At 66.2% G+C, this 22361-nt stretch carries 19 protein-coding genes; 11 read left to right on the forward strand and 8 right to left on the reverse strand.

The annotated features are described in order from the left end of the window. Nucleotides 1-113 precede the first annotated feature (113 nt). The 5 genes from AAHM38_RS03640 (at nucleotide 114) to AAHM38_RS03660 (ending at nucleotide 7968) form a co-directional block, all read left to right on the forward strand. Nucleotides 114-1424, forward strand: coding sequence for an efflux RND transporter periplasmic adaptor subunit (locus tag AAHM38_RS03640; RefSeq protein ID WP_116575193.1), 1311 nt, complete (start codon nucleotides 114-116; stop codon nucleotides 1422-1424). A 38-nt stretch (nucleotides 1425-1462) separates the two neighbouring features. After that, a complete protein-coding gene (locus AAHM38_RS03645; protein ID WP_116575194.1) occupies nucleotides 1463-4669 on the forward strand; it encodes an efflux RND transporter permease subunit in 3207 nt (1068 codons plus the stop codon). Nucleotides 4670-4730: 61 nt separating this feature from the next. Continuing rightward, nucleotides 4731-6290, forward strand: coding sequence for an efflux transporter outer membrane subunit (locus AAHM38_RS03650; protein ID WP_103519103.1), 1560 nt, complete (start codon nucleotides 4731-4733; stop codon nucleotides 6288-6290). Nucleotides 6291-6541: 251 nt separating this feature from the next. Beyond that, nucleotides 6542-7228 carry a molybdate ABC transporter permease subunit gene (gene modB, locus AAHM38_RS03655; RefSeq protein WP_004627431.1) on the forward strand — a complete coding sequence of 229 codons (687 nt, stop codon included), beginning with the start codon at nucleotides 6542-6544 and terminating at the stop codon, nucleotides 7226-7228. Next, a complete protein-coding gene (locus tag AAHM38_RS03660; protein ID WP_103519104.1) occupies nucleotides 7225-7968 on the forward strand; it encodes a sulfate/molybdate ABC transporter ATP-binding protein in 744 nt (247 codons plus the stop codon). The genes modB and AAHM38_RS03660 overlap by 4 nt, the downstream gene beginning before the upstream one ends. A gap of 2 nt (nucleotides 7969-7970) precedes the next feature. On the opposite strand, the gene AAHM38_RS03665 is transcribed toward AAHM38_RS03660, so the two are convergent. The 4 genes from AAHM38_RS03665 to AAHM38_RS03680 all read right to left on the reverse strand — a co-directional run bounded on the left by AAHM38_RS03665 (nucleotide 7971) and on the right by AAHM38_RS03680 (nucleotide 12722). Beyond that, the gene (locus AAHM38_RS03665) at nucleotides 7971-8468 is read right to left on the reverse strand and encodes a flavodoxin family protein (RefSeq protein ID WP_009240618.1); all 498 of its coding nucleotides are present in this window, start codon (nucleotides 8466-8468) and stop codon (nucleotides 7971-7973) included. Nucleotides 8469-8475: 7 nt separating this feature from the next. Next, nucleotides 8476-9288 (reverse strand): TOBE domain-containing protein, encoded by an 813-nt coding sequence (locus AAHM38_RS03670; protein ID WP_009240617.1) that lies wholly within the window; start codon nucleotides 9286-9288, stop codon nucleotides 8476-8478. 57 nt (nucleotides 9289-9345) lie between these two features. Continuing rightward, nucleotides 9346-9849 carry a DUF6622 family protein gene (locus tag AAHM38_RS03675; protein WP_103519105.1) on the reverse strand — a complete coding sequence of 168 codons (504 nt, stop codon included), beginning with the start codon at nucleotides 9847-9849 and terminating at the stop codon, nucleotides 9346-9348. A 122-nt stretch (nucleotides 9850-9971) separates the two neighbouring features. Then, entirely contained in the window at nucleotides 9972-12722 is a 2751-nt protein-coding gene (locus tag AAHM38_RS03680) for a sensor domain-containing protein (protein WP_116575195.1), read from the reverse strand. A gap of 714 nt (nucleotides 12723-13436) precedes the next feature. On the opposite strand from AAHM38_RS03680, the gene AAHM38_RS03685 reads away from it, so the two are divergent. The 4 genes from AAHM38_RS03685 (at nucleotide 13437) to AAHM38_RS03700 (ending at nucleotide 15820) form a co-directional block, all read left to right on the forward strand. Beyond that, nucleotides 13437-13829, forward strand: coding sequence for a glycoprotein (locus tag AAHM38_RS03685; RefSeq protein WP_116575196.1), 393 nt, complete (start codon nucleotides 13437-13439; stop codon nucleotides 13827-13829). Further along, nucleotides 13826-14266 carry a hypothetical protein gene (locus AAHM38_RS03690; RefSeq protein WP_116575197.1) on the forward strand — a complete coding sequence of 147 codons (441 nt, stop codon included), beginning with the start codon at nucleotides 13826-13828 and terminating at the stop codon, nucleotides 14264-14266. The genes AAHM38_RS03685 and AAHM38_RS03690 overlap by 4 nt, the downstream gene beginning before the upstream one ends. A 41-nt stretch (nucleotides 14267-14307) precedes the next feature. After that, nucleotides 14308-15225 carry a helix-turn-helix transcriptional regulator gene (locus AAHM38_RS03695; protein WP_116575198.1) on the forward strand — a complete coding sequence of 306 codons (918 nt, stop codon included), beginning with the start codon at nucleotides 14308-14310 and terminating at the stop codon, nucleotides 15223-15225. A gap of 154 nt (nucleotides 15226-15379) precedes the next feature. Continuing rightward, nucleotides 15380-15820, forward strand: coding sequence for a universal stress protein (locus AAHM38_RS03700; protein ID WP_009240611.1), 441 nt, complete (start codon nucleotides 15380-15382; stop codon nucleotides 15818-15820). Nucleotides 15821-15832: 12 nt separating this feature from the next. Here the strand turns inward: AAHM38_RS03700 and AAHM38_RS03705 are convergent, their stop codons facing one another. The 3 genes from AAHM38_RS03705 to AAHM38_RS03715 all read right to left on the reverse strand — a co-directional run bounded on the left by AAHM38_RS03705 (nucleotide 15833) and on the right by AAHM38_RS03715 (nucleotide 18707). Continuing rightward, nucleotides 15833-16414 (reverse strand): Spy/CpxP family protein refolding chaperone, encoded by a 582-nt coding sequence (locus AAHM38_RS03705; RefSeq protein ID WP_103519108.1) that lies wholly within the window; start codon nucleotides 16412-16414, stop codon nucleotides 15833-15835. Nucleotides 16415-16519: 105 nt separating this feature from the next. Further along, on the reverse strand, nucleotides 16520-17179 hold the full coding sequence (locus AAHM38_RS03710) for a response regulator (RefSeq protein WP_009240609.1): 660 nt from the start codon (nucleotides 17177-17179) through the stop codon (nucleotides 16520-16522). Beyond that, nucleotides 17163-18707, reverse strand: a complete 1545-nt coding sequence (locus AAHM38_RS03715) for an ATP-binding protein (protein WP_009240608.1) — start codon at nucleotides 18705-18707, stop codon at nucleotides 17163-17165. Before AAHM38_RS03715 ends, AAHM38_RS03710 begins: the two co-directional genes overlap by 17 nt. A 259-nt stretch (nucleotides 18708-18966) precedes the next feature. On the opposite strand from AAHM38_RS03715, the gene AAHM38_RS03720 reads away from it, so the two are divergent. Further along, nucleotides 18967-19746 carry an AraC family transcriptional regulator gene (locus tag AAHM38_RS03720; RefSeq protein ID WP_103519479.1) on the forward strand — a complete coding sequence of 260 codons (780 nt, stop codon included), beginning with the start codon at nucleotides 18967-18969 and terminating at the stop codon, nucleotides 19744-19746. 95 nt (nucleotides 19747-19841) lie between these two features. Further along, nucleotides 19842-20750, forward strand: a complete 909-nt coding sequence (locus AAHM38_RS03725) for a DMT family transporter (protein WP_103519109.1) — start codon at nucleotides 19842-19844, stop codon at nucleotides 20748-20750. Here AAHM38_RS03725 and AAHM38_RS03730 read toward each other — a convergent pair. Then, nucleotides 20747-22327: a TerC family protein gene (locus tag AAHM38_RS03730; protein ID WP_103519110.1), complete on the reverse strand. Its 1581-nt coding sequence runs from the start codon at nucleotides 22325-22327 to the stop codon at nucleotides 20747-20749. The two genes, AAHM38_RS03725 and AAHM38_RS03730, sit on opposite strands and share 4 nt — an antisense overlap. Nucleotides 22328-22361 lie beyond the last annotated feature (34 nt).

Genomic DNA, 22361 nt, shown 5'->3' on the forward strand with positions numbered 1-22361 from the left:
CCATACAACAAGAAACGGAGTGCGAGGCCGCCCGCGTATTTCTACGCTGCGGCCCAAGCGCTTTTATCCAGTCTTTTTCTCTTTGCTTACCCAACAAAATCGAGAGAGTCATCATGAGCCTGTCCAAACGCACACTCGCCATTTCGGTTGCCGCCGTGCTCGGCGTTGCAGCCGTTGGCACTTACGGTCTGGTCTCCAGTGCCGGCGCATCGCAGCAGCCGGCAGCCGCCCCCGCTGCCACGCCGGTGGATGTGGCGCCGGTCCTGGCCAAGAACGTGGCCGAATGGGATGAGTTTTCCGGCCGCATCGAAGCCGTTCAACGCGTGGAAGTCCGCCCGCTGGTGAGCGGCACCGTCACCGCCGTCCACTTCAAGGACGGCAGCATCGTCAAGAAGGGCGACGCGCTGTTCACCATCGACCCGCGCCCCTACGCCGCCGAAGTCGCACGCACGCAAGCCGCGCTGACCGCCGCCAAATCCCGCGTGGCCTACACCACCTCGGAGCTGGACCGTGCGCAGAAACTGGTGGCCGACAACGCCATCGCGCGCCGCGAGTTCGAAGAGAAGGAAAACGCCGCACGCGAGGCACAGGCCAACCTGCAAGGCGCCGCCGCCGCGCTGGAAGCCGCCAAGCTGAACCTGGAGTACACGCACATCGTTGCGCCCGTCGCGGGCCGCGTGTCGCGCGCTGAGATTACGGTCGGCAACGTCGTCTCCGCCGGTGGCGCTGCCCCGGTATTGACGACGCTGGTATCGGTCTCGCCGATGTACGTGGCGTTCGATGCGGATGAACAAAGCTACCTGCGCTACTCCGCCAAGGCCGCCCAGGGCGCGAAGACGCCGGTCTACATCGGGCTGGCCAATGAAGACGGCTACACGCGCGAGGGCGTGATCCAGTCCGTCGACAACCGGCTGGACGTGCGCTCGGGCACGATCCGCGTGCGCGCCACGCTCGACAACGCGGACGGCCGGCTCACGCCAGGCCTCTACGCCCGCGTGCGCATGAGCACTGGCGCGCCGCACGACGCCATCCTCATCAGCGACAAGGCCATCGGTACTGACCAGGACAAGAAGTTCGTCCTGGTGGTGGATGCCGCCAACAAGACGAGCTATCGCCCGGTGGTACTGGGCGCCTCGGTTGACGGCCTGCGCGTGGTGAAGTCGGGTCTGAAGGCCGGCGAGCGCATCGTCGTGAATGGCATCCAGCGCGTGCGCCCGGGCGACGCCGTGGCACCCAACACGGTGACCATGGATAGCCTCGTCACCAAGCGCGTGGTGTTGCCGGGCGCACAGCCGGAAGCCCCGGCCGCACCCGCCGAGGCGAAAGCCGACACATCCGCTGCGCCCGCCGCCAAGGCCGAAACCAAGCCCGCGAACGCCAAGACTACAGCCAACGCCCAACGCCTTCCGGCCGACCGCGCCTGAGCGCGCCGGATTGCGACTGAACCTCATCGCTCACAGCCATGAACTTCTCTAAATTTTTCGTGGACCGCCCGATCTTTGCGGGCGTGTTATCCACGCTGATCCTGCTGATCGGGATCATCTCGATCTGGCGATTGCCGATCTCGGAGTATCCCGAGGTCGTGCCGCCTTCGGTGGTGGTGCGCGCGCAGTTCCCGGGCGCCAACCCGAAGGTGATTGCCGAGACCGTCGCCTCGCCGCTCGAAGAACAGATCAACGGCGTCGAGAACATGCTCTACATGCAGTCGCAGGCCAACAGCGACGGCAACATGACCACGACGGTCACCTTCAAGCTGGGCACCGACCCGGACAAGGCGCAGCAGCTCGTTCAGAACCGCGTGTCGCAGGCACTGCCGCGCCTGCCCGACGTGGTGCAGCGCCTGGGTGTGACGACCATCAAGAGCAGCCCCGACCTGACGATGGTGGTGCACTTGCTGTCGCCCAACGACCGCTACGACATGACGTACCTGCGCAACTACGCCGTGTTGAACGTCAAGGACCGCCTTGCGCGGATCAGCGGCGTGGGCCAGGTGCAGCTGTTCGGCTCGGGTGACTACTCGATGCGCGTGTGGCTCGACCCGAACAAGGTCGCCGAACGCGGCCTGACGGCCAACGAAGTGGTCAAGGCCATCCGCGACCAGAACGTGCAGGTGGCAGCCGGTGTGATCGGCGGTTCGCCGTCGGTGCCGGGCACGGACCTGCAACTGTCCGTCAACGCGCAGGGGCGCCTGAAGACCGAACAGGAATTCGGCGACATCATCCTGAAGAGTTCGCCCGATGGCGCCGTCACGTACCTGCGTGACGTGGCCCGCATCGAACTGGCTGCGTCGGAATACGGCCTGCGCTCGCTGCTCGACAACAAGCAGGCGGTGGCCATTCCGATCTTCCAGGCGCCGGGTTCCAACGCGCTGCAGATTTCGGATGACGTGCGCAAGACGATGGCCGAGCTGAAGGAAGACTTTCCCGAAGGCGTGGACTACCGCATCGTCTATGACCCGACGCAGTTCGTCCGCTCGAGCATTGAAGCCGTCACGCACACGCTGCTGGAAGCGGTGGCGCTTGTGGTGCTCGTGGTGATCCTGTTCCTGCAGACGTGGCGTGCGTCGATCATTCCGCTGTTGGCGGTGCCGGTGTCGATCATCGGTACGTTTGGCCTGATGCTGATGTTCGGCTTCTCGATCAACGCGCTGTCGCTGTTCGGGCTGGTGCTGGCGATCGGGATCGTGGTGGACGATGCCATCGTGGTGGTGGAAAACGTCGAGCGGAACATCGCCGAAGGGTTATCGCCACGCGAGGCTACCTACAAGGCCATGCGCGAGGTGAGCGGCCCGATCATCGCCATTGCCCTGACGCTGATTGCCGTGTTCGTGCCGCTGGCTTTCATGACGGGCCTGACCGGTCAGTTCTACAAGCAGTTCGCGCTGACGATCTCGATCTCGACCGTCATCTCGGCTTTCAACTCGCTCACGCTGTCGCCGGCACTGGCCGCCCTGCTGCTCAAGAGCCATGACGCGCCGAAGGATTGGCTGGCGCGCACGATGGACAAGGGCCTGGGCTGGATCTTCCGCCCGTTCAACCGCGTGTTTGGAGCCGCATCGGAATCGTATGGCCGCAGCACGTCGCGCGTGATCGGTCGCAAGGCGGTCATGCTGGGCATCTACCTGGCGCTGATCGGTGCGACCGCGCTGCTGTTCAACAAGGTGCCGGGTGGCTTCGTGCCGATGCAGGACAAGCAGTACCTGGTGAGCTTCGCGCAACTGCCGGACGGTGCCTCGCTGGACCGCACGGAAGACGTGATCCGCCGCATGTCGGATATCGCCCTCAAGCACCCGGGCGTGGAAAGCGCCGTGGCGTTCCCGGGCCTGTCGATCAACGGCTTCACCAACAGCCCGAGCGCCGGGATCGTGTTCGTCACGCTCAAGCCGTTTGACCAGCGCAAGGGTGCCAACCTGTCGGGCGGTGCCATCGCCGGGCAGTTGAACCAGCAATACGGCGCCATCAAGGATGCCTTCATTGCGGTCTTCCCGCCGCCGCCGGTGCAGGGCCTGGGTACGGTGGGTGGCTTCAAGATGCAGATCGAAGACCGTGGTTCGGTCGGCTACGAACAGCTCTTTGCCGCCACGCAGGCCTTCATGGCGAAGGCACGCCAGACGCCTGAGCTGGGCCCGTCGTTCTCCAGCTACCAGATCAACGTGCCGCAGTTGAATGCCGACCTGGACCGCGTGAAAGCCAAGCAGCTGGGCGTGCCCGTCACGGACGTGTTCGACACCATGCAGGTGTATCTGGGCTCGCTGTACGTGAACGACTTCAACCGCTTCGGCCGCACGTATCAGGTGAAGGTGCAGGCAGACGCGCCGTTCCGCGCCCACGCAGAAGACATCCTGCAGCTGAAGACGCGCAACACCGCGGGCGAGATGGTGCCGCTGTCATCGCTGCTGCGTGTGTCGCAAGGCTTCGGGCCGGACATGGTCGTGCGCTACAACGGCTACACCGCTGCCGACATCAACGGCGGCCCGGCCCCCGGCTTCTCGTCGGGCCAGGCACAAGCGGCAGTGGAACGCATTGCGCATGAAACGCTGCCCAAAGGCGTGCGCTTCGAGTGGACGGATCTGACCTATCAGCAGATCCTGGCGGGCAACTCGGCCGTGTGGATCTTCCCGATCTGCGTGCTGCTGGTGTTCCTGGTGCTGGCCGCGCAGTACGAAAGCCTGACGCTGCCGCTGGCCGTGATCCTGATCGTGCCGATGAGCCTGTTTGCCGCCATGCTGGGCGTGTGGGTCTCGCATGGAGACAACAACATCTTCACGCAGATCGGGCTGGTGGTGCTGGTGGGGCTGGCGTGCAAGAACGCGATCCTGATCGTGGAGTTTGCGCGCGAGCTGGAGCTGCAGGGACGCACCATCGTGGAAGCCGCCATCGAGGCCTGCCGCCTGCGTCTGCGCCCGATCCTGATGACGTCGATCGCTTTCATCATGGGCGTCGTGCCCCTGGTGGTATCGACCGGCGCCGGTGCGGAAATGCGCCATGCCATGGGCGTGGCCGTGTTCGCGGGGATGCTGGGTGTGACGCTGTTCGGCCTGTTCCTCACGCCGGTGTTCTACGTGCTGCTGCGCACGCTGGCGGCACGCCGCGGCCAGCGCTCGGAAGACGCCCCCGATCGTGATCTGGACCTGGATGGCACGCTGCCTGTGCCGTCGACCCAGCACTAAGGTCAATACTCATCAAGACATCGCTATGAACGCGTCGACACAACGACAAACAGGTCCGGCCATGCGCGCGGGCCGCTGGACTCCGCTGGCGCTGGCCGCCGCGCTGTTCCTCGCGGCCTGCTCGCTCGCCCCGACCTACGAGAAGCCGGACGTTGGCACACCCAACGCCTTCAAGGAAGCAGCGCAACCAGCACAAGCGACCGATGCACCGCTGGCGGCAAACGAGCAAGGCAAGTGGAAGACCGCCGAGCCCGCCCTGCCCGCCGACGGCGCGTGGTGGAAGATCTTCAACGATCCGACGCTCGACAAGCTCGAAGCGCAGGCCGCTGAAGCCAGCCCCACGCTGGCCGCCGCAGCCGCGCGTGTGAACCAGGCGCGCGCCTTCGTGCAGGCCAACCGTGCATCGCTGTTCCCGGAACTGGATGCGGGCTTCGGCCCGACGCGCCAGCGGGCTTCGGCGGCATCGGCGGGCCTGCCGGTCGGCGCGCCCGTGCAACCGCAGACGTACTGGCGCGCGCAATCCACCGTGGCGTATGAAGTCGACTTGTTCGGCCGCGTGCGCAACAACATCGATGCCGCCGGCGCCGACGCCGAGCGTGTCGAAGCGCTGTACCGCGCCGCCCGCCTGTCATTGCAGGCCGACGTGGCGCAGACGTACTTCAGCCTGCGCACGCTGGATGCGGAAGAAGCCTTGCTGTCCCGCACGCTGGTCGGCCGTGAAGAGGCGCTCAAGCTCGTGCAGCGCCGCTTCAACACCGGCGACATTGGCGAGCTGGACGTCGCCCGCGCTGATGCCGAACTGGCCACGGCACGCTCCGACCGCATCGGCGTACAGCGCCGTCGCGCGGTGCTCGAGCACGCACTGGCAACGCTGCTGGGCAAGGCACCGGCCGATTTCACGATGGGCGCAGACCCGCTGCAATCGGCCGAAGTGCGCGTACCGGCGGGCCTGCCCTCCGCCCTGCTGGAACGCCGCCCCGACGTGGCCGCTGCCGAACGCTCGATGGCGGCTGCCAACGCACGCATTGGCGTGGCGCGCGCGGCGTTCTTCCCGCAACTGCAGCTCACGGGCGGCTTCGGCTACGAGTCGCACGACATCGGCGACCTGCTCAAGTGGGGCAGCCGCACGTGGATTCTCGGCCCGCTGGTCGGCACCGCGCTGTCGCTGCCGATCTTCGACGGTGGCGCCCGCAGCGCCGGCGTGAAGCAGGCGCGTGCCGCGTATGAAGAGAACGTCGCCAACTACCGCGAAAGCGTGCTCGTCGCCTTCCGCGAGGTGGAAGACAACCTCTCGGAACTGCGTCTGCTGGCCGATCAGGCCAAGGCACAGGACGACGCCGTGCGCGCTTCCACGCGCGCCGCGCAACTCTCGCGTACGCGCTACAACGCGGGGTCGGTCAACTACCTGGACGTGATCGATGCCGAGCGCAACATGCTGTCCGCCGAACGCATCGGCGTGCAGCTGGCCGGCAGCCGCATGAACTCCACGGTGGGGCTCATCAAGGCGCTGGGCGGCGGCTGGGGTGATCTGCCGCCGGCCGCACCGGCTACACCGGCTAACACAGCCGCCGCGGCCAATGCGGCCAATGCGGCCCAGCCCGCAACGGTGGCGCAACAGTAACGAAAGCATTGCTCCCTCTCTCTGGAAAGCGAGATCTGCGCGGCTTCGGCCGCGTTTTTTTGCTGTGGACTGCCCGCGACCTACGCCCATGCGACTTTCGCGCAGTGCTGCGCAACATGCCAGGATTGACCTGGCGTTATATCCAACCCTATATTGCGGATAACTCACCCAATCTGTCGCCGGCACCCGACGCACCGCGCCGTTCGCGGGCATGACCCGGCCGGCCGACGGCAGCTTCCCAACGTATCCGCATGTCTGCTTCCATCTGGACGCCTCTGCTGCTCTCACTCAAGGTGGCGGGCTGGGCGACCGTCCTCAACCTCGTGCTGGGCGTGGGCGCGGCCTACGCGCTCGCACGCACGCGCAGCCGCCTGCGCGAGGTCATCGATTCGGTCTTGACGCTGCCCCTGGTGCTGCCGCCGACGGTGCTCGGCTATTACCTGCTGGTGCTGCTGGGCCGGCGCGGCACGATCGGCGGGTGGCTCGACAGCATGGGCATCCAGCTCGTCTTTACCTGGCAAGGCGCGGTGATTGCCTCCACCGTGGTGGCGTTTCCGCTGGTCATGAAGTCGGCACGCGCCGCCTTTGAAGGCGTCGATCATCAATTGGAAAACGCGGCGCGCGTGCTGGGCCTGCCCGAGGCCGCCGTGTTCTTTCGCGTCACGCTGCCACTGGCCGCGCGCGGCATTGCTGCCGGCGTGCTGCTGGCCTTTGCACGTGCCCTGGGCGAATTTGGTGCCACCCTCATGATTGCCGGCAACCTGCCCGGCCGCACGCAGACGCTCTCCGTGGCCATCTACGAAGCCGTGCAGGCCGGCGACGACGCCACGGCCAATACGCTGGTGCTGATCACATCGGTCACCTGCATCGTGGTGCTGGTCGTGGCCAGCCGCCTGCTGCAAGGGCGCGCACCGAGCCTGCAGGAGCAACTGGCATGAGCGGCGGCATGATCGACCTCGTCGTGCAGAAAACGCTCACCAGCGCGGCGCGGGTGTTCTCGCTCGACATTGCCGTGCGCTCGGACAGCCGGCGCGTGGTGCTGTACGGCCCTTCAGGCGCCGGCAAGAGCCTCACGCTGCGCGCCATTGCCGGCCTGATGACGCCCGAGCGCGGCCGCATCATGCTCAACGGTCGTACGCTGTTCGACCACGCCGACGGCATCAACCTCAGCGCGCAGGAACGCCGCGTCGGTTACCTCTTCCAGGACTACGCGCTCTTCAACCACCTGACGGTGGCGCAGAACATCGCGTTCGGGCTCAAGCGCGGGTGGTCCAACCCGCCGCGCCGCACCCACGATCCGCGCGTCCAGCAGTGGATCGACATGTTTGAGCTGGGCAACGTCGCCGCCAATTTTCCGACGCAGATTTCCGGCGGCCAGCGCCAGCGTGTGGCACTGGCCCGCGCGCTCATCGCCGAGCCGTCCATGCTGCTGCTCGACGAGCCCTTTGCCGCGCTGGACCCGGCGTTGCGCACGCGCATGCGCTCGGAGCTGTCCGCCCTGCAAGCGCGGCTGCAGGTGCCGATGCTGATGATCACGCACGACCCGGCCGATGTGGAGATCTTCGGCGACCACGTATTCGAACTGCGCGATGGCCGCGTCGTAGCCGATGCCGTGCGGGCGCCCGATGCACCACCGCTCTCGCCGTATCCACATCTGACGGCGGTGGTGAACCGCTAGCGTCAGAACACGCCCAACGCAAGCCCCGTTGCCAAGGCCTGCCCGAGGGCACGGCAGCGCTCCAGAGCCTCTGCGCCAATCTGCTTTGGCGCCAGGATGGCCTCGGGCGTCTGCGCATGCGTGCAGACGATGATCGGCTCGGCCACGGGCTTGAGCCGCCAGCCGGTGGCAATGCGTTCAATCTGACGCACCGCATTCTGGCCATCGCTGCCCGCGCAGATCAGGCACGCGTATGGACGACCGTTGATGCGGTCGAGCGCAGGGTAATAGCAGCGATCGAAGAAATCCTTGAGCTGGCCGCTGATGGCAGCGAGGTTTTCGGGTGTCGCGAAGAGATAGCCGTCTGCGGCAAGCACATCGTCGGGGCCGGCTTGCGCGGCGTGCAGCAAGCGCACAGTCACACCGCCCTCTTCTGCGGCGCCCGCCTGCGCGGCCTCGGCCATCTGGCGCGCGCCGCCCGTCATCGAGTGGTAGACGATCAGCAGGGTTTTCGGCGTCATGAGGGTGTCAGGCCAATCCCAAGATCACGCTCGACGCCTCGAACACGGCGACGGCTTCCACGCCTGCGGCCAGTGCCAGCGTTTGAACCGCCGTGCGCGAGAGCATGGCCACCAGCACGGTTTCCCCCGCCGACGCGGCGCTCGCATCCAGCAGGCGCAGCCGCACTTCGGCCTGCACCGCACCATCGCGGATTTCCGTGACCACGCAGGGCAATTGGTTTTCTGCCGAGACGCGCCACTCGCCGGCGCCGCGCATCAGCATCACGGCAGGCGCCTTGATGAGCGCGACGGCCTGCACGCCCGGCGCCAGCCCCAGCACGCGCGTGCTCTCCTGGGTGATGGTGGCGGCGACAGCCTGCCCGCCGGGCAGGCGCAGCGTCACCACATCGTTGACGGCGCCCGGCGCGACCGATTCGACCGTGCCGAACAGCGTATTGCGCGCGCTCGTGCGCAACATGAGGCGGCGCAGCAGGTTGACGTCTTCACTGGCGGCCTGCGCGGCCGCATCCAGGCGCTCGACGAAGCGGCGGTGCTCGGCTTCCAGCACGCGAAAGCTCTCGATCAGCCGTTGCGCACGCGGCGTCAGCACACTGCCGCCACCGCCCTTGCCGCCCGTGGTGCGCACCACCAGGGGCTCGCCGGCCAGGTTGTTCATGGTGTCGATGGCGTCCCAGGCGGCCTTGTAGGAAAGGCCCACGGCTTTGGCGCCTGCCGTGATGGAGCCGGTCTGCCCGATGGCAGCCAACAGTTCGATCCGGCCACGCCCGCCCCAGTTGTCTTCACCGGCGCGTAGCCAGATGGTGCCATCGAGTTCCAGCATGTCGTCCCGTCTTGAATGGAGATTGCAACATGCCGGATGTTAACGCCGATTGCTGGTTCAAGCCGCCGCCAGGCGCGGCGTACGCACGTGCAGCAGCACCGAGCGCGAGAGCAGCAGGCCGCCCAGGAAGCCGAACAGCGCGCTGAACAGCGCCATGAAGCTGCCGGAGTGCGAGACTTCCGGGTGCATCGCGAGCATCACGTTGTAGGCATAGCGGGCGGCGAACAGGCCCACGATCACGACCATCGGTACCCAGCTGCCCGGCACACGCACAGTGCGGGCCGTTTCAGAGACGGCGCCGTTGGGCGGCGACATATACGTCACCAGGAACGCCATGACAACCGCGACCAGCCACATCGTGAGCGCAAGCGGGCTGCCATGGCTTGCCATCGACACGCCGTAAAGCGAATACGCGGCCACCACGAGCGGCAGCACGATCAGGCGGCGGCGCGACACGATGCGGGGCTGCATCTGACGCACCCCAATGGCAATGAGCACGGCAAACACGACGAACACCCAGGCGGGCGTATGCGAGACGATGGAGGCGATCGATTCGAGCATGGCGGTCTCCCTGTTGGAATGACGCCAGCTTAGGTGCCAGCCGCCGCACGCGGGAGCGGATTGCGACGAACGGCAGAAACACCGGTGTGAATGGTGGGAAAGGCGCGTTCCCGGCCAGGCCGTCAGCCCAGCGCGGCGCGCACGCCGGCATCCACCACCGACAGGTGCGCCCGCAGCAAGCGGTCAAAACCTTCGGCCGTGACCGGCTTGCCGATGTAGTAACCCTGGATTTCCTGGCAGCCCGCCTTGGCGAGGAATTCCACCTGGTCGGCGTCTTCCACGCCTTCGGCCGTGACCGTCATGCCGAGGGCGCGGGCCATGGCGACGATGGCCTCCGTCAGCGCCACGGAATCCGGGTCGCCGGGAATGCCCGTGATGAACGAGCGGTCGATCTTCACGTTGCTGATCGGGAAGCGCTGCAGATACGACAGCGACGAATAGCCGGTACCGAAATCGTCGATGGAGATCCGGATGCCCTGCGCGGTGAGCGCATCGAACATGGGGCGGACTTCATCCGCACCACCCATCAGCAGGCTTTCGGTAATTTCGACTTCGAGCGCGGTGGGCGGCAGGCCAGAGTCGGCCAGCGTCTGCTCGATCATCGGCACCACGTCGCCGGCCTGGAACTGGCGCGCCGACAGGTTGACCGCCATGCGGAAGTCGTAGCCCAGCGCCTCGTACCAGATCACGGCCTGTTCACAGGCACGGCGCAGGACCCATGCGCCAATCGGTACGATCAGCCCGGTCTCTTCCGCCACCGGGATGAACTCCACCGGCGAGATCGCTCCGAGCTTGGCGCTGTTCCAGCGCAGCAGCGCCTCGGCGCCAACGATGCGATGGCTGGCCAGGTCGTACTTGGGCTGATAGACGAGCTGCAGTTCGTTGTTCTCGCGCGCGTCGCGCAGCGCGTTTTCCAGCATGTAGCGACGTTGCAGGCGGGCGTTCAGTTCAGCCGTGTAGAACTGTGCACGGTTACGGCCGTTCTGCTTGGCCCGGTACATGGCGGCGTCAGCCGAACGCAGCAGGTCGGACCCCGAAATGCCGTCGTGCGGATACAGTGCCACGCCAATCGACACGCCCAGGTAATACCGCCCGTTGACGGTATCGAACGGCTCGCGCATGGCCTGAAGCAAACGTTCAGCCAGCAGCGCAATGCGCTTGCCCTCGACACGCTGGTCGATGAGGATGACGAACTCGTCGCCGCCCAGACGGGCGATCACGTCGCCCGGGCCGATGCAGTCGGTCAGGCGCGCGGCCGCGCTTTGCAGCAGCGTGTCGCCGCAGGCATGGCCCGCGGTGTCGTTCACGCTCTTGAAGCGGTCCAGGTCGAGGAAGAAAAGCGCCAGTTCGCGGCTCTCGTCACGCGCGCTCTCAATGGCGCTTTCCAGGTGCGCGATGAAAAAGCTGCGGTTGGTCAGCCCCGTGAGCGCGTCGTGCGCGGCCAGATGGCGCAGGCGCTGCTCGGCGCGCTTGATGTCGGTGATATCGGCAAACGACAGCATCACGCTGCTGGGCGTGGGCTCGGCGTGACGACGGATCGGAATGATGTTCTGCCGCACCCACATCAGTTCACCGGTCTTGAGCAATAGCCCGTAGACGCGGCCGAAGATGGGCTCGCCGGTGCGCAGCACCAGCCCGGACGGCATCATGGTCGAGCCGACTTCCTTGCCGTGCTCGTCCACGACGCGTTGAATCGGGTCGAGCCGGTTGCGGCCGACAAGCTGGCCCGGACGCACCCGCAGGATGCGCTCGGCGCTGGCATTGGCGGCCTGCACCACACCGTCCGGCGACATGATGACGACGCCTTCGTGCAGGTTCGAAATCGCCAGCCGGTAGCGCTCTTCGCTTTCGGCCAGACCACGTTCGACGTTGTCTTTCTGAATGGCAACGCCCGCCAGGTGCGTGACGTCGTCAAGGAAATGCTGTTCTTCTTCCACGGGCATGCACGGCTGTCGATAGAACAGCGCGAGCACACCAAGCTTGTCCCCGCGCGATGAACGGATCGGCAACGCCCAGGCGGAAGCAAAGCCCGCCGCCAGTGCTGCCGTGCGCTCCCGCTGCCAGCGCGGGTCGGTCGCAATGCTGTCGATGAACACGGTGTCGCCCAGGTACATGGCACAACCGCATGCGCCCGCCTCGGGGTCGACAGGCGAGTTTTCCAGCGTGGCAGCATAGGCCGCAGGCAACGTGGGCGCGGCGGCCACACGCAGGGTCTGCGAGCCTGCATCCAGCAACAAGAGCGCCGACATGGCATTCGGGTAGACCTGCTCGACGTACAGGCACAGGTGGCGCAGCACGGTCGACAGCGTCGCGTTGGAGGCAAGTTGCGCAAGCACGGCATTCTCCGAAGCGAGCAGGCGGCGCGCATACAGCGCCTCGGCGCGGGCCTGAACGGCGTGTCGCTCCAGCGCATGGCGCGACACGGCTTCACGCAGCACGAGCATGACGGCGGGCTGGCCTTCGTGCTCGCACGCGGCGGCTTCGCTGGCAACCAGAACATGCGTGTAGTCGGCACGCACGAGACGGTGCTCGACGGGCTGGGCAGACACGCCGCTGCTCACCATGCCCGCCAGGCGCGGCACCACCTGGGCAACGTCATCGGGATGAATCAGGCCGGCGAGTTGCAGGCCTGCCAATTGCGCTGGATCCTGCGCGCCCAGCAGACGGGCAGCGGCCGGGTTGGCTTGCACCAGGCGCCCATCCACGGTCAGCAATACCGCGTCGGACGACAGCCGAGACAGCGCGTCGAAATCGGTGTTACGCCCTTCGGCCATCGCCCCGGCCGTGACCGCCACCGGACGTTGCGCGGCCTCGGGGCTGGGCGCAACATCTGCAGGAAAGGCTCCGGCCTGAGCCGGAAGGAACTGGGTCATGGGCAATGCGATGGCTTGGGCGACAACGGCAACAGCGACGGCAATGGGAAAGCGAGTCGCGAGACTACACGTGTCTCGACCCTAACCACAACGGCGGGCTGGTGGAAAACTGAAGGGTATTGCCTGTGATACCCCTGACGCCCGTGTGGTGGCCACCCTACGTTTGCGCCGCCCAAGAAAAAACCCGCGCTCAGTTGACGAGGCGCGGGTTGAAATCTCTGGACCGTGTCGATCTGTTCCAGAGAGGAGAACCGACCCATGGGGCAATCGACGCAGTCACGCATCGCATCGCCATGTTGTGAATCATAGTGGCCCCCTTGGAAAAACAAAGGGCGGAAAAGACCGGGTATTCCATCCCATTTTCATTTCCGCCGCCCCATTTGTTTTGGCACTGCGCGAACCCCGTTGCTGCTTGTCCCGCCTGCTTGCATCGTCGGCATGTGCGAACTCATGTGCGGCCCGTTTCACGATACAAACGACGCCGGAGAAAATCTCCCCGACCTATTCCTTGGTGGCTACATTGGTGAGAATGTTCCGACCTGCCCGATTATGTCGTTCACGTGAAGTCGCTTTGCGCAGGCAAAATCACGCAAGAGTGACCCATGAGGCAGATTGCCGCGTCAAGTTCGGGCGCAGCGTGCCGTTATTGGTCGAAAGAGCGCGTCTGCCCCGTGACCTAGCAGGCGCAATTTGGATGCCCGTGCCTGGACTGTCATGCCGTCTCTGTCCTCCCCCAATCGATCGCTTTCACGGCGCACCACGCGGCTGCCGATTGCCGTGAGCGTGCTGGCTGCGCTCGTTGCGCTGCCGCGTGCGCACGCTTTCACGACGCCGGCGCCGGCGGCTGCTTCCGGCCGGCCACCGGTTGCCGTTGCGGCACCCGCGCCGCTTCCGGCACCCAAGGCGGGCAAAGCCACCACTGTTGCTTCCAACGCCCCGACCTGTCACGCGATCATGCAGCGCCTGTCGGGCAGCCTGGCTGCCACGCCCAGTACGGCCGACAAGCCCGGCACCGTGATGATCGACGTCGACAAAGCCGGCGTGATGATGGCCTGCAGCCATTCCGATTCGATTGCCATCCCCGTACCGGGCGGCAAGCCCAGATGACATCCTTCTTGTTCGCGCGCCGTGTCATGCCCGGCATGCTGGTGGCGCTCGTGGCCCTGGCAGCGCTGTCCCTGCCGGTGGCCGGCGCGGAGCGTTGGATCCCGCTGCCCGATCAACCCGACAGCCACGCGTCGCTCGACGTCGGCAGCATCCAGCGCATGCCTAGCGGCCCAGTCAGCGCCTGGGTGCGCTTGAAAGCGTCGAACCGCGCGGGCATGCGTTCGCTGCAGCGCATGTTCGGCGCCTTTCGTGGCAACATGGCCGATTTTCTATACACCATCGATTGCCGCAGCCGACAGTTTTCGGTCTCGCAGGCCAAGCTGTATCAAGGCGCCCTGACAGTCAGCGAAAGGCAGATCGCCAACGACGCCGGGTGGCAACGCGTCGACGGCATCGGCTTGGCGGGCGAAGTCGCGCGCCAGCTCTGCGGCGGATAACACCGCACGCGTCGCGGCGCCTTCGTTGGTAACATCGACGCGTGCGCCGCCCTTCCTCGTCCCCATCGACTCCACCTGCCGATCCTCGCGTTACCGCAGATGCGAGTGTCTTCGGCACGCTTGCCCGCGGCTCGCGTGCTTCGCTCGAGCGCGTCGCGCACCTGGGCGATGGCGTGACCGCCGCCATCTGGCGCAACGAACACGACGAGGCGCGCTATATCGAGCCCGAGCACCATACGCTTTCGGTCTATCTGCAAGGCGGGTACACCACGCACCGCCAGGATCTGCCGCACCTCTTCGGCGCGCCGGGGCGCGTTTGCATGCTGCCGGCCGAACACCAGTCAAGCTGGGTGATCGAGCAGCCGATGCGTTTCGTTCATCTGTATTTCACGCCCGACGCGCTGGCCGGGCACGCCGTGCGTCTGCTCGACGCAGAGCCCCGCCTGTTCACGCTGCACGACCGCACCTTCATCGAAGACGTGCATCTCGCACAAGCCTGCGCGAACATCGCTCAGCTCGATTGGACCGACCTGGACGACCGCATGCGCGCCAACGCGCTGGCCAACGACACGCTGTCGTATCTGGTGCAGACGCAGGGCCGCACGCGGGTGCTGGCCGTGCGCGGCGGGTTGGCGCCGCACGTGTGCCGGCGCGTTGCCGCCCGCATCGATGCCGAACTGCATCTGCCCCTGTCGCTCGGACAACTGGCGGCAGAAGCCAACCTGTCGGAATTCCATTTCGCGCGGATGTTTCGTGCATCGTTCGGGGCCGCGCCGCATGAGTGGGTGATGCAGCAACGCATGGCGCGTGCACAAACGCTGCTGCGCACCACCACCCTTGCGCTGGCGACGATTGCCGAGCGCTGCGGCTTTGCCAGCCCGAGCCATTTCAGCCGGCGATTTGCACTCCAGCTTGGCGCGCCGCCGTCGCGCTACCGGCAGGCGTGGCAACACGGGTAAGCCGCAATTTGCCACGTCAATATCCGAACGACCGTGCTTCGCGATCGACCGGTCGTCATATCGGCCGAAATGCTGTGCTGCACTAGCGTTTTCCACGATAGAGGCGCATTGGAGGGCGCAGTAACGTGGAGATGGGTTCCCCATGGAGACCGCCATGTTTACCCATATCCTCTTGCCGACCGACGGCTCCGAGCAGTGCCGTAAGGCCATCGACGGCGCACTCGAGTTGGCGCGCGCGACCGGTTGCCGCCTCACCGCCTACACGTGCATTGAAGAATTTCCCAACATGGCCTATTCGGCCGGCGTGGGCGAGTGTCCACACGCGTACTACATGGAAACGGTGCAGGGCTACGCCAAGGAGTGCATCGAGCGCATTGCAGAGCGCGCCCGGGAAGAAGGTGTGCAGTTCGACAGCGATGTGTCGCAGTTTGCCGAGCCTTACCTGGGCATTCTTGACGCGGCCAAGCGGCACGCGTGCGACGTCATCTTCATGGCATCGCACGGGCACCGCAGCTTGATGGGGCGACTCTTGATCGGCAACGAGACGCGCAAGGTGCTGACCTACGCAGACGTGCCGGTCGTCGTCTACCGCTGATCGCGCTTCGCGTTACATCGCGGCCAGTTCCGGCATCGGCGCACCTTCGTTGCGTTCCGGCGGGAGTTCGGCCACACGCTGGGCTTCACGATCGGCGATCTGCTTGCGCTGCTCGGGCGTGAGCACCTGCATGACCTTGGCGCCGGCTTGCGCACGCAGTTGCGCTTCGCGCGCCACGGCGCGGCCCAGCGATTCGGTCAGGCTGCGCGCGCGCGCTTCGTCATACTGGCCCGAAGTCACCATCTGATGCAGATCGCGCCAGGCGTGCTCGATGGCCTTGCGCTGCTCGCGCGCTTCCGGCATCTGCGCATATTCGATGGCGAAGATCTTGTCACGCTGCGCTTCACTCAGGTCCAGGCCGCGCAGGAAAGGCGCGCCACCATGATGGGAGTCCATGCCATGCGGACCGCCTGGGCCGAATGCAGGGCCGGGCCCTCGCCCCATCATGCCGGGGCCATGCGGTGGTATCGACTGCATGGGCTGCATCGGTGAGAGCGGAGCGGCGCCCGGTGCAGCAGTCTGGGCCATCGCGGCACATGAAAGAACGAGCCCGGCAGCAGCGGCGGCCAGGCGGCGGGAAATCACAGCGGTCATGATGAAGCTCCTGATAAGAACGTCGGCCGGACACGCCAGCCATACGCTTACTGTAGCCATCGACCCTGCATAAAACGTGGGCAAACGGAGGAGTTTTCTTGAACCTCAGGCGTCGAGCCGGTAACCCACGCCATAGACGGAATGGATCATCTCGGTGCCCGGGCTCACCTGCTCCATCTTGCGGCGCAGATTCTTGATGTGCGTATCGACCGTGCGGTCGGTCACGATGCGGTGGTCGTCGTAGATCTGCTCGAGCAGATTCGAGCGCGACAGAATGCGCCCCGGTGCGCCTGCAAGCGCGGCCAGCAGGCGAAATTCAACCGGCGTGAGGTCGAGGCGCTGGCCGCGCAGCGTGGCGGCATAGGCAGCGGCATCGATGTGCAACGCGCTCTCCGGCACGCCGCCACCGCGCTGTACGCGCCGCAGGATGGTCTTGATGCGCGCCACGAGTTCGCGCGGGCTGAAGGGCTTGCAGACGTAGTCGTCGGCCCCCAGTTCAAGGCCGAGCAGGCGGTCGATTTCTTCCACGCGCGCCGTCACCATGACGATGGGCACTTCACTGAAGGCGCGCACCTCGCGGCAGATTTCCAGGCCGTCCTTGCCGGGCAGCATGAGGTCGAGCAGCACGAGTTCGGGTGCCGTCTCGCGAACGCGCTGCGTCGCGTGCGTGCCATCGGCCAGCCACTCGGTCTCGTAGTGAGCGGCGTGCAGATAGTCGGTCATCAATGCAGCCAGCTTGGGTTCGTCTTCAATGATCAGAATCATGGTCGGCTAGCGGATCAAGCACATCAAGAACAGGCAGGCGGATGGCGATCCACAGCCCGCCCAACGGCGAATGTCTGGCTTCAATGGTGCCGCCGTGTGCGGCAACGATGGTCTGGCACAGGCTCAATCCGAGGCCCGCCCCGCCTTGTGCCCGGCTGCGCGAGGCATCCACCCGGAACAAGCGATCGAAAATGCGCGGCAGCATCGTCTCGGGCACGCCCGGCGCGCTGTCCTGCACGTCGATCTGCTGCCAACCGCCTTCCTGATGGACATGCACGCGCAGCGTGCCGCCGGCGTCGGTATAGCGCAGGGTGTTTTCCAGCAGGTTCTGCATGACCTGCCGCAGGCGCTGCGCGTCGCCTTTGACCATCGTGGAATGCGACGGCGCGGCCGGCACGTCCAGTTGCAACGCGATGCGCTTTTCCATCAGGCGCGGCGTGAAGCCCTGCACGGCGCTGCACACGGTATCGGCCAGGTCGAGCGGCTCCATGTGGAAGGCCAGCGCGCCCACGTCTGCCAGCGAGAGTTCATACAAGTCGTCGATGAGCTTGTTGAGCGTCGACACCTCCGCCTGCAACGACGCGAGCGAGGTGGCCGTCAACGGGCGCACGCCGTCTTCCAGCGCTTCGAGCTCGCCGCGCAGCACGGCCAGCGGCGTGCGCAGTTCATGCGAAATATCGGCCGTGAGCTGGCGACGCATCTTCTGGTTGGTCTCCAGCGATGCGGCAAGGTGGTTGAAATCCGCGGCCAGCTCGCCGAGTTCATCGCGTGAATGGACGTCGACGCGGGTGGCGTAGTCGCCGTCGGCCATGCGGCGCGCGGCATCTGTCAGGCGACGCATCGGCGCCAGCAGACCGCGTGCGAGCAGCACCGCCACCAGCGCCGCCAGCAGGACGGAGAGCCCCGCGATGATCCACGTGGCGCGCAACTGCTGCGCCTGGAACGCCTGGTCGGCGCCTTCAGGCACGCGCATGCGCGGCGGCATGGCCAGCCAGCCGACGGTCTGGCCGTTGTGGCGCAGTTCCTGCCAACGCGCATTGGGGCCCAGCGGCGGCCCGTCGCCAATGATGACGTTGCGCTGGGCATCCAGCAGCCAGATCGGCGAATGAGGGGTCGGCGGCTCGCCGGGCGGGTGCGGCGGCAAGCGGCCTGCGGTGGGCGGCCCGGGCGGCGGCGGCGCGTCTTTTTCGATGCCGGGCGGGAGCGGATCGAAGCGATGACCCGGCGGCAGATCGAAGCGGTCGCCGCCCATGCCGTTGGCGCGTGCCCGGGCGCCTTCGCGGCGCAGCAGGCTGAACCATGCCATGCGATCGCCGCGCAGGAAATCCCAGCCCCCGTGCTGCGTGTAGGCGGATTCCACGCTTTGCGCGAGCACGGCCATGCGCTCAGCCTCGCGTGCGTTCACGTAGTCGAGAAAGTTGGCGTCAAAGCGCCAGCGCACCGCCGCGCCCATGGCGAGCGCAACGACGATGCTCAGCATGAACAACGCAACGAACAGCTTGGAGGTGATACCGAAAGACGGGCGCATGGTTCAGTCAGGGGCTGCAGGGCGCCGCCGGCGGGAGCTTCCCGCGCTGCCCGGCAGCAGGCTCGGCCCCATCTTAGCGGGCGCGCTGCCGCAGAAAGCGCCAGCATACCAACCGCCTGTGGGCAAAAAATGAGCGAAATGCGAAGAAAGCGTATGCTGCTGCCACGCTGCACACCCGTATTCGCGCACCCCCTGTCACAAGGAACTGCCCTTGCCCAGCCGGCCGGCCAACCTCGCGTTTTCGATGCATCGCTGCGCCATGCGCGGCGTGGAAGCCGTTGCCGCAGATTCCGGCCACGCTTTTCCTCGCCACACGCACGGCCAGTTCGGCATCGGCATCGTCGATCGCGGGGCGCAGAAGTCGTTCAGCGGACGCGGCACCGTGGAAGCCGGTGCGGGCGACGTCATCACGGTCAACCCGTTTGAAGTGCACGATGGCACACCCATCGGCGATGCCGGGCGCGCGTGGCGCATGCTTTACCTCGACCCGGGCGTGGTCGGCGACTTGGCGACGGATCTGCACCCCGGCCACAATGGCGACGCTGAGTTTGACCGCCCGGTCATCCGCGACTCCAATCTCGCACCGCGCGTCCGTCTGCTGTTTGCGCAGATGACGATGCCCGCCACCCGAAACGACGCGCTGCTGCGCGAGCAACTGCTCCTGTCCGTCCTTGCAGACGCGCTGCATGCCGCAAACCGACCGGCCAACCACCACATCGACGCAGTCCCTGATGCCATCCGGCTCGCCCGCACCCGCATTGATGATGACCCGGCCGCGGCCATCTCCCTGCTCGACCTCGCGCGCGAGACCGGCCTGAGCCGCTTCCAGGTATTGCGCGGCTTTGCCCGCGTCACGGGCCTCACGCCCCACGCCTATCAGGTGCAGCGTCGCGTGGCCCTGGCGCGCCGGCTGATCGCCCAAGGCGAGCCGTTGGCGGAAGTGGCGGCCGCTTGCGGCTTTGCCGATCAAAGCCACATGACGCGGCAGTTCGTGCGCAAGTACGGCGTATCGCCGGGCATGGTGGCGGCGGCGCGCTAGCCGCATCTGTCGCCCCCTCCCCCGCTGCAATTTCGTTCAAGACGCACGCATCACGTAGGCCCATCCTGCGGCTTCCACCCACGCAGGGATGCGCTATGTCCAAACGACTCGAAGGTTATCTCTACCTCGCCCTGGCGATGGTGCTGGTCGGCAGCACCGTGGCGGCCAGCAAGATCATCGCGGCGGGCCTGCCGCCATTTACAGCGACAGCGTTGCGCTTTGCGATGGCGCTGCCGCTGTTCCTGCTCATCATGCGCATGACCCGCACGCGCTGGCCTGCGCTCGCACGCACGGATTGGGCGCTGCTTTTTGTGCAGGCGGCTGCAGGCAGCGTGGGCTATACGACGCTGCTCATTTCGGGGCTGCAGCATACGTCGGCCGCGGATGCGGGCGTCATCATCGGCACGCTGCCGGTCATGTCGGCGTTGATCGCCATCGTGCTGCTGGGCGAACGGCCCGGCCGCGCGGTGCTGGGGGCGATCGCGCTTGCCACCGCCGGCGTGCTGGCCATCGCCCTGCAGCCACGCGGCGATGCAGCACATCCGCTGCTGGGCAATCTGATGGTGATGGGCGCCGTGGTGTGCGAGGGGCTCTTCATCCTGCTCAACAAGCGACTGCGCACGCCGGTGCCGCCGCTTGCGCTATCGGCATTGATGAGCGCATTCGGCTTCCTGACGGCGCTGCTGCCCGGGCTGTGGGAGGCGCCGTGGCAGTTGCACGCATCGGCGCAGGCAACGCACGCGCTGATGGCGGTGGCGTATTACGCCATCGTGCCGACGGTCGGCGGTTTTGTGCTTTGGTACGCCGGGGCCGCACGCGTAAGCGGTGCGGAGGCATCGTTGTTCACCGCACTGGCGCCTGTGGCAGCGTTGGTTTTTGCAGCAACGCTGCTCGGCGAGGCGGTCAGCGCGCGCCAGGTCGGTGGCATTGCGTGCGTGCTGGCGGGTGTGCTCAGCCTCGGTTTGGCGCGTGCGCCACGGCCGGTCACAACAACGACGACTTAGGCTTCCGCCTCGGGCGCCGTCACGTCTTCCATGCGCTCGATGCGCACGCGCACGATGCGGCGGCTGCCCGCTTCCAGGATCACGAAGCGCAAGTCGTGGCGCACCAGCGTATCGCCCACCTCTGGCAGGCGGTCCCACTGGTTGAACAGGTAGCCGCCAAGGCTCGTGGCGCCGCCGCCTTCGTCGAGCAGCCAGTCGACATGCAGGACATCTTCGAGCTGGCGCAGGTCGGCCTCGCCAGCCACTTCCCAGCAGCCATCGCTGACTTCCACCACGCCGGGGCGTTCGTCTTCATCGGGGAACTCACCGGCAATGGCTTCGAGCACGTCGATGGGCGTCACCACGCCTTGCACCACATCCAGCGGATCGGTCACCACCAGCATGCGCCCGCGCGCACGCTTGAGCTGATCCATCAGGCGGAGGATGCCGATGTTGTCGGACACCTTGAGCGCAGGCTTCACGCTGCGGTCTACGTCGATGGAGCCACGGGTGTCGAGATCGCCCATCAGGTCTTTGGCGCGCGCAACGCCCACCAGGTCATCCAGCCCGCCGCGGCAGACCGGAAACTGGTTGTGCGGCACGGCCAGCAGCAACTTGCGCGTAACGGCGGCATCGGCATCCAGATCCACCCACGAAATATCGTGGCGCGGCGTCATGATCGAGCGCACCGAGCGCTCGGCCAGGTCGAGCACGCCGCTGACCATGCTCCGCTCTTCGGGGCGAAAGACGGTCTCGGGTACGGACTGGCCGGCATCGTGCGAGGCAGCCTCGTGCGATTCGGACTCGGCCGGCGCGCCACGGCGGTCGCCCAGCAGGCTCAGCACCGCATCGGCGGTGCGCTCGCGCAGCGGGCGGCGGCGCTCGTAGCGCACAGTATTGCGCTGGGCCATCTGGTTGAAGAACTCGATCAGGATCGAGAAACCGATGGCCGCATACAGATAGCCCTTCGGAATATGAAAGCCCAGGCCCTCGGCCACCAGCGAGAAGCCGATCATCAGCAGGAAGCTCAGGCACAGCACCACCACCGTGCGATGCGCGTTGACGAACTCCGTCAGCGGGCGCGAGGCAAACAGCATGGCGCCCATGGCGACCACCACGGCTGCCATCATCACCGGCAGGTCGTTGACCATGCCCACGGCAGTGATGACGGAGTCGATGGAGAACACCGCATCGAGAATCACCACCTGCACGATGACATTCCAGAACTTGCCGTGGCCGCTGCCATGGCTTTCGTCTTGCGGCTGGCCGTCCAGGCGTTCGTGCAGTTCGGACGTGGCCTTGAACAGCAGGAAGAAGCCGCCCAGCAGCAGGATGATCGATCGGCCCGACAGATCGACCGGCCCTAGCGTGAGCAACGGCTTGGTCAGCCCAATCAGCCACGACATGGCAGCCAGCAGCACCATGCGCATGAGCAAAGCCAGGCCCAGACCGATCATCCGCGCGCGATCGCGCAGCGCCGGGGGCAGCTTGTTGACGAGGATGGCAATGAAAACGAGGTTGTCGATGCCGAGAACAATCTCGAGCACCACCAGGGTAAACAGGCCAATCCAGATGGACGGGTCAGCAAGCCAGGTCATAGCGGGAAGTAGGAGACAGCAGAAAGACGATCCG

The sequence above is a fragment of the Ralstonia sp. OTU4908 genome, assembly GCF_038440115.1.
Lineage (GTDB): Bacteria > Pseudomonadota > Gammaproteobacteria > Burkholderiales > Burkholderiaceae > Ralstonia > Ralstonia pickettii.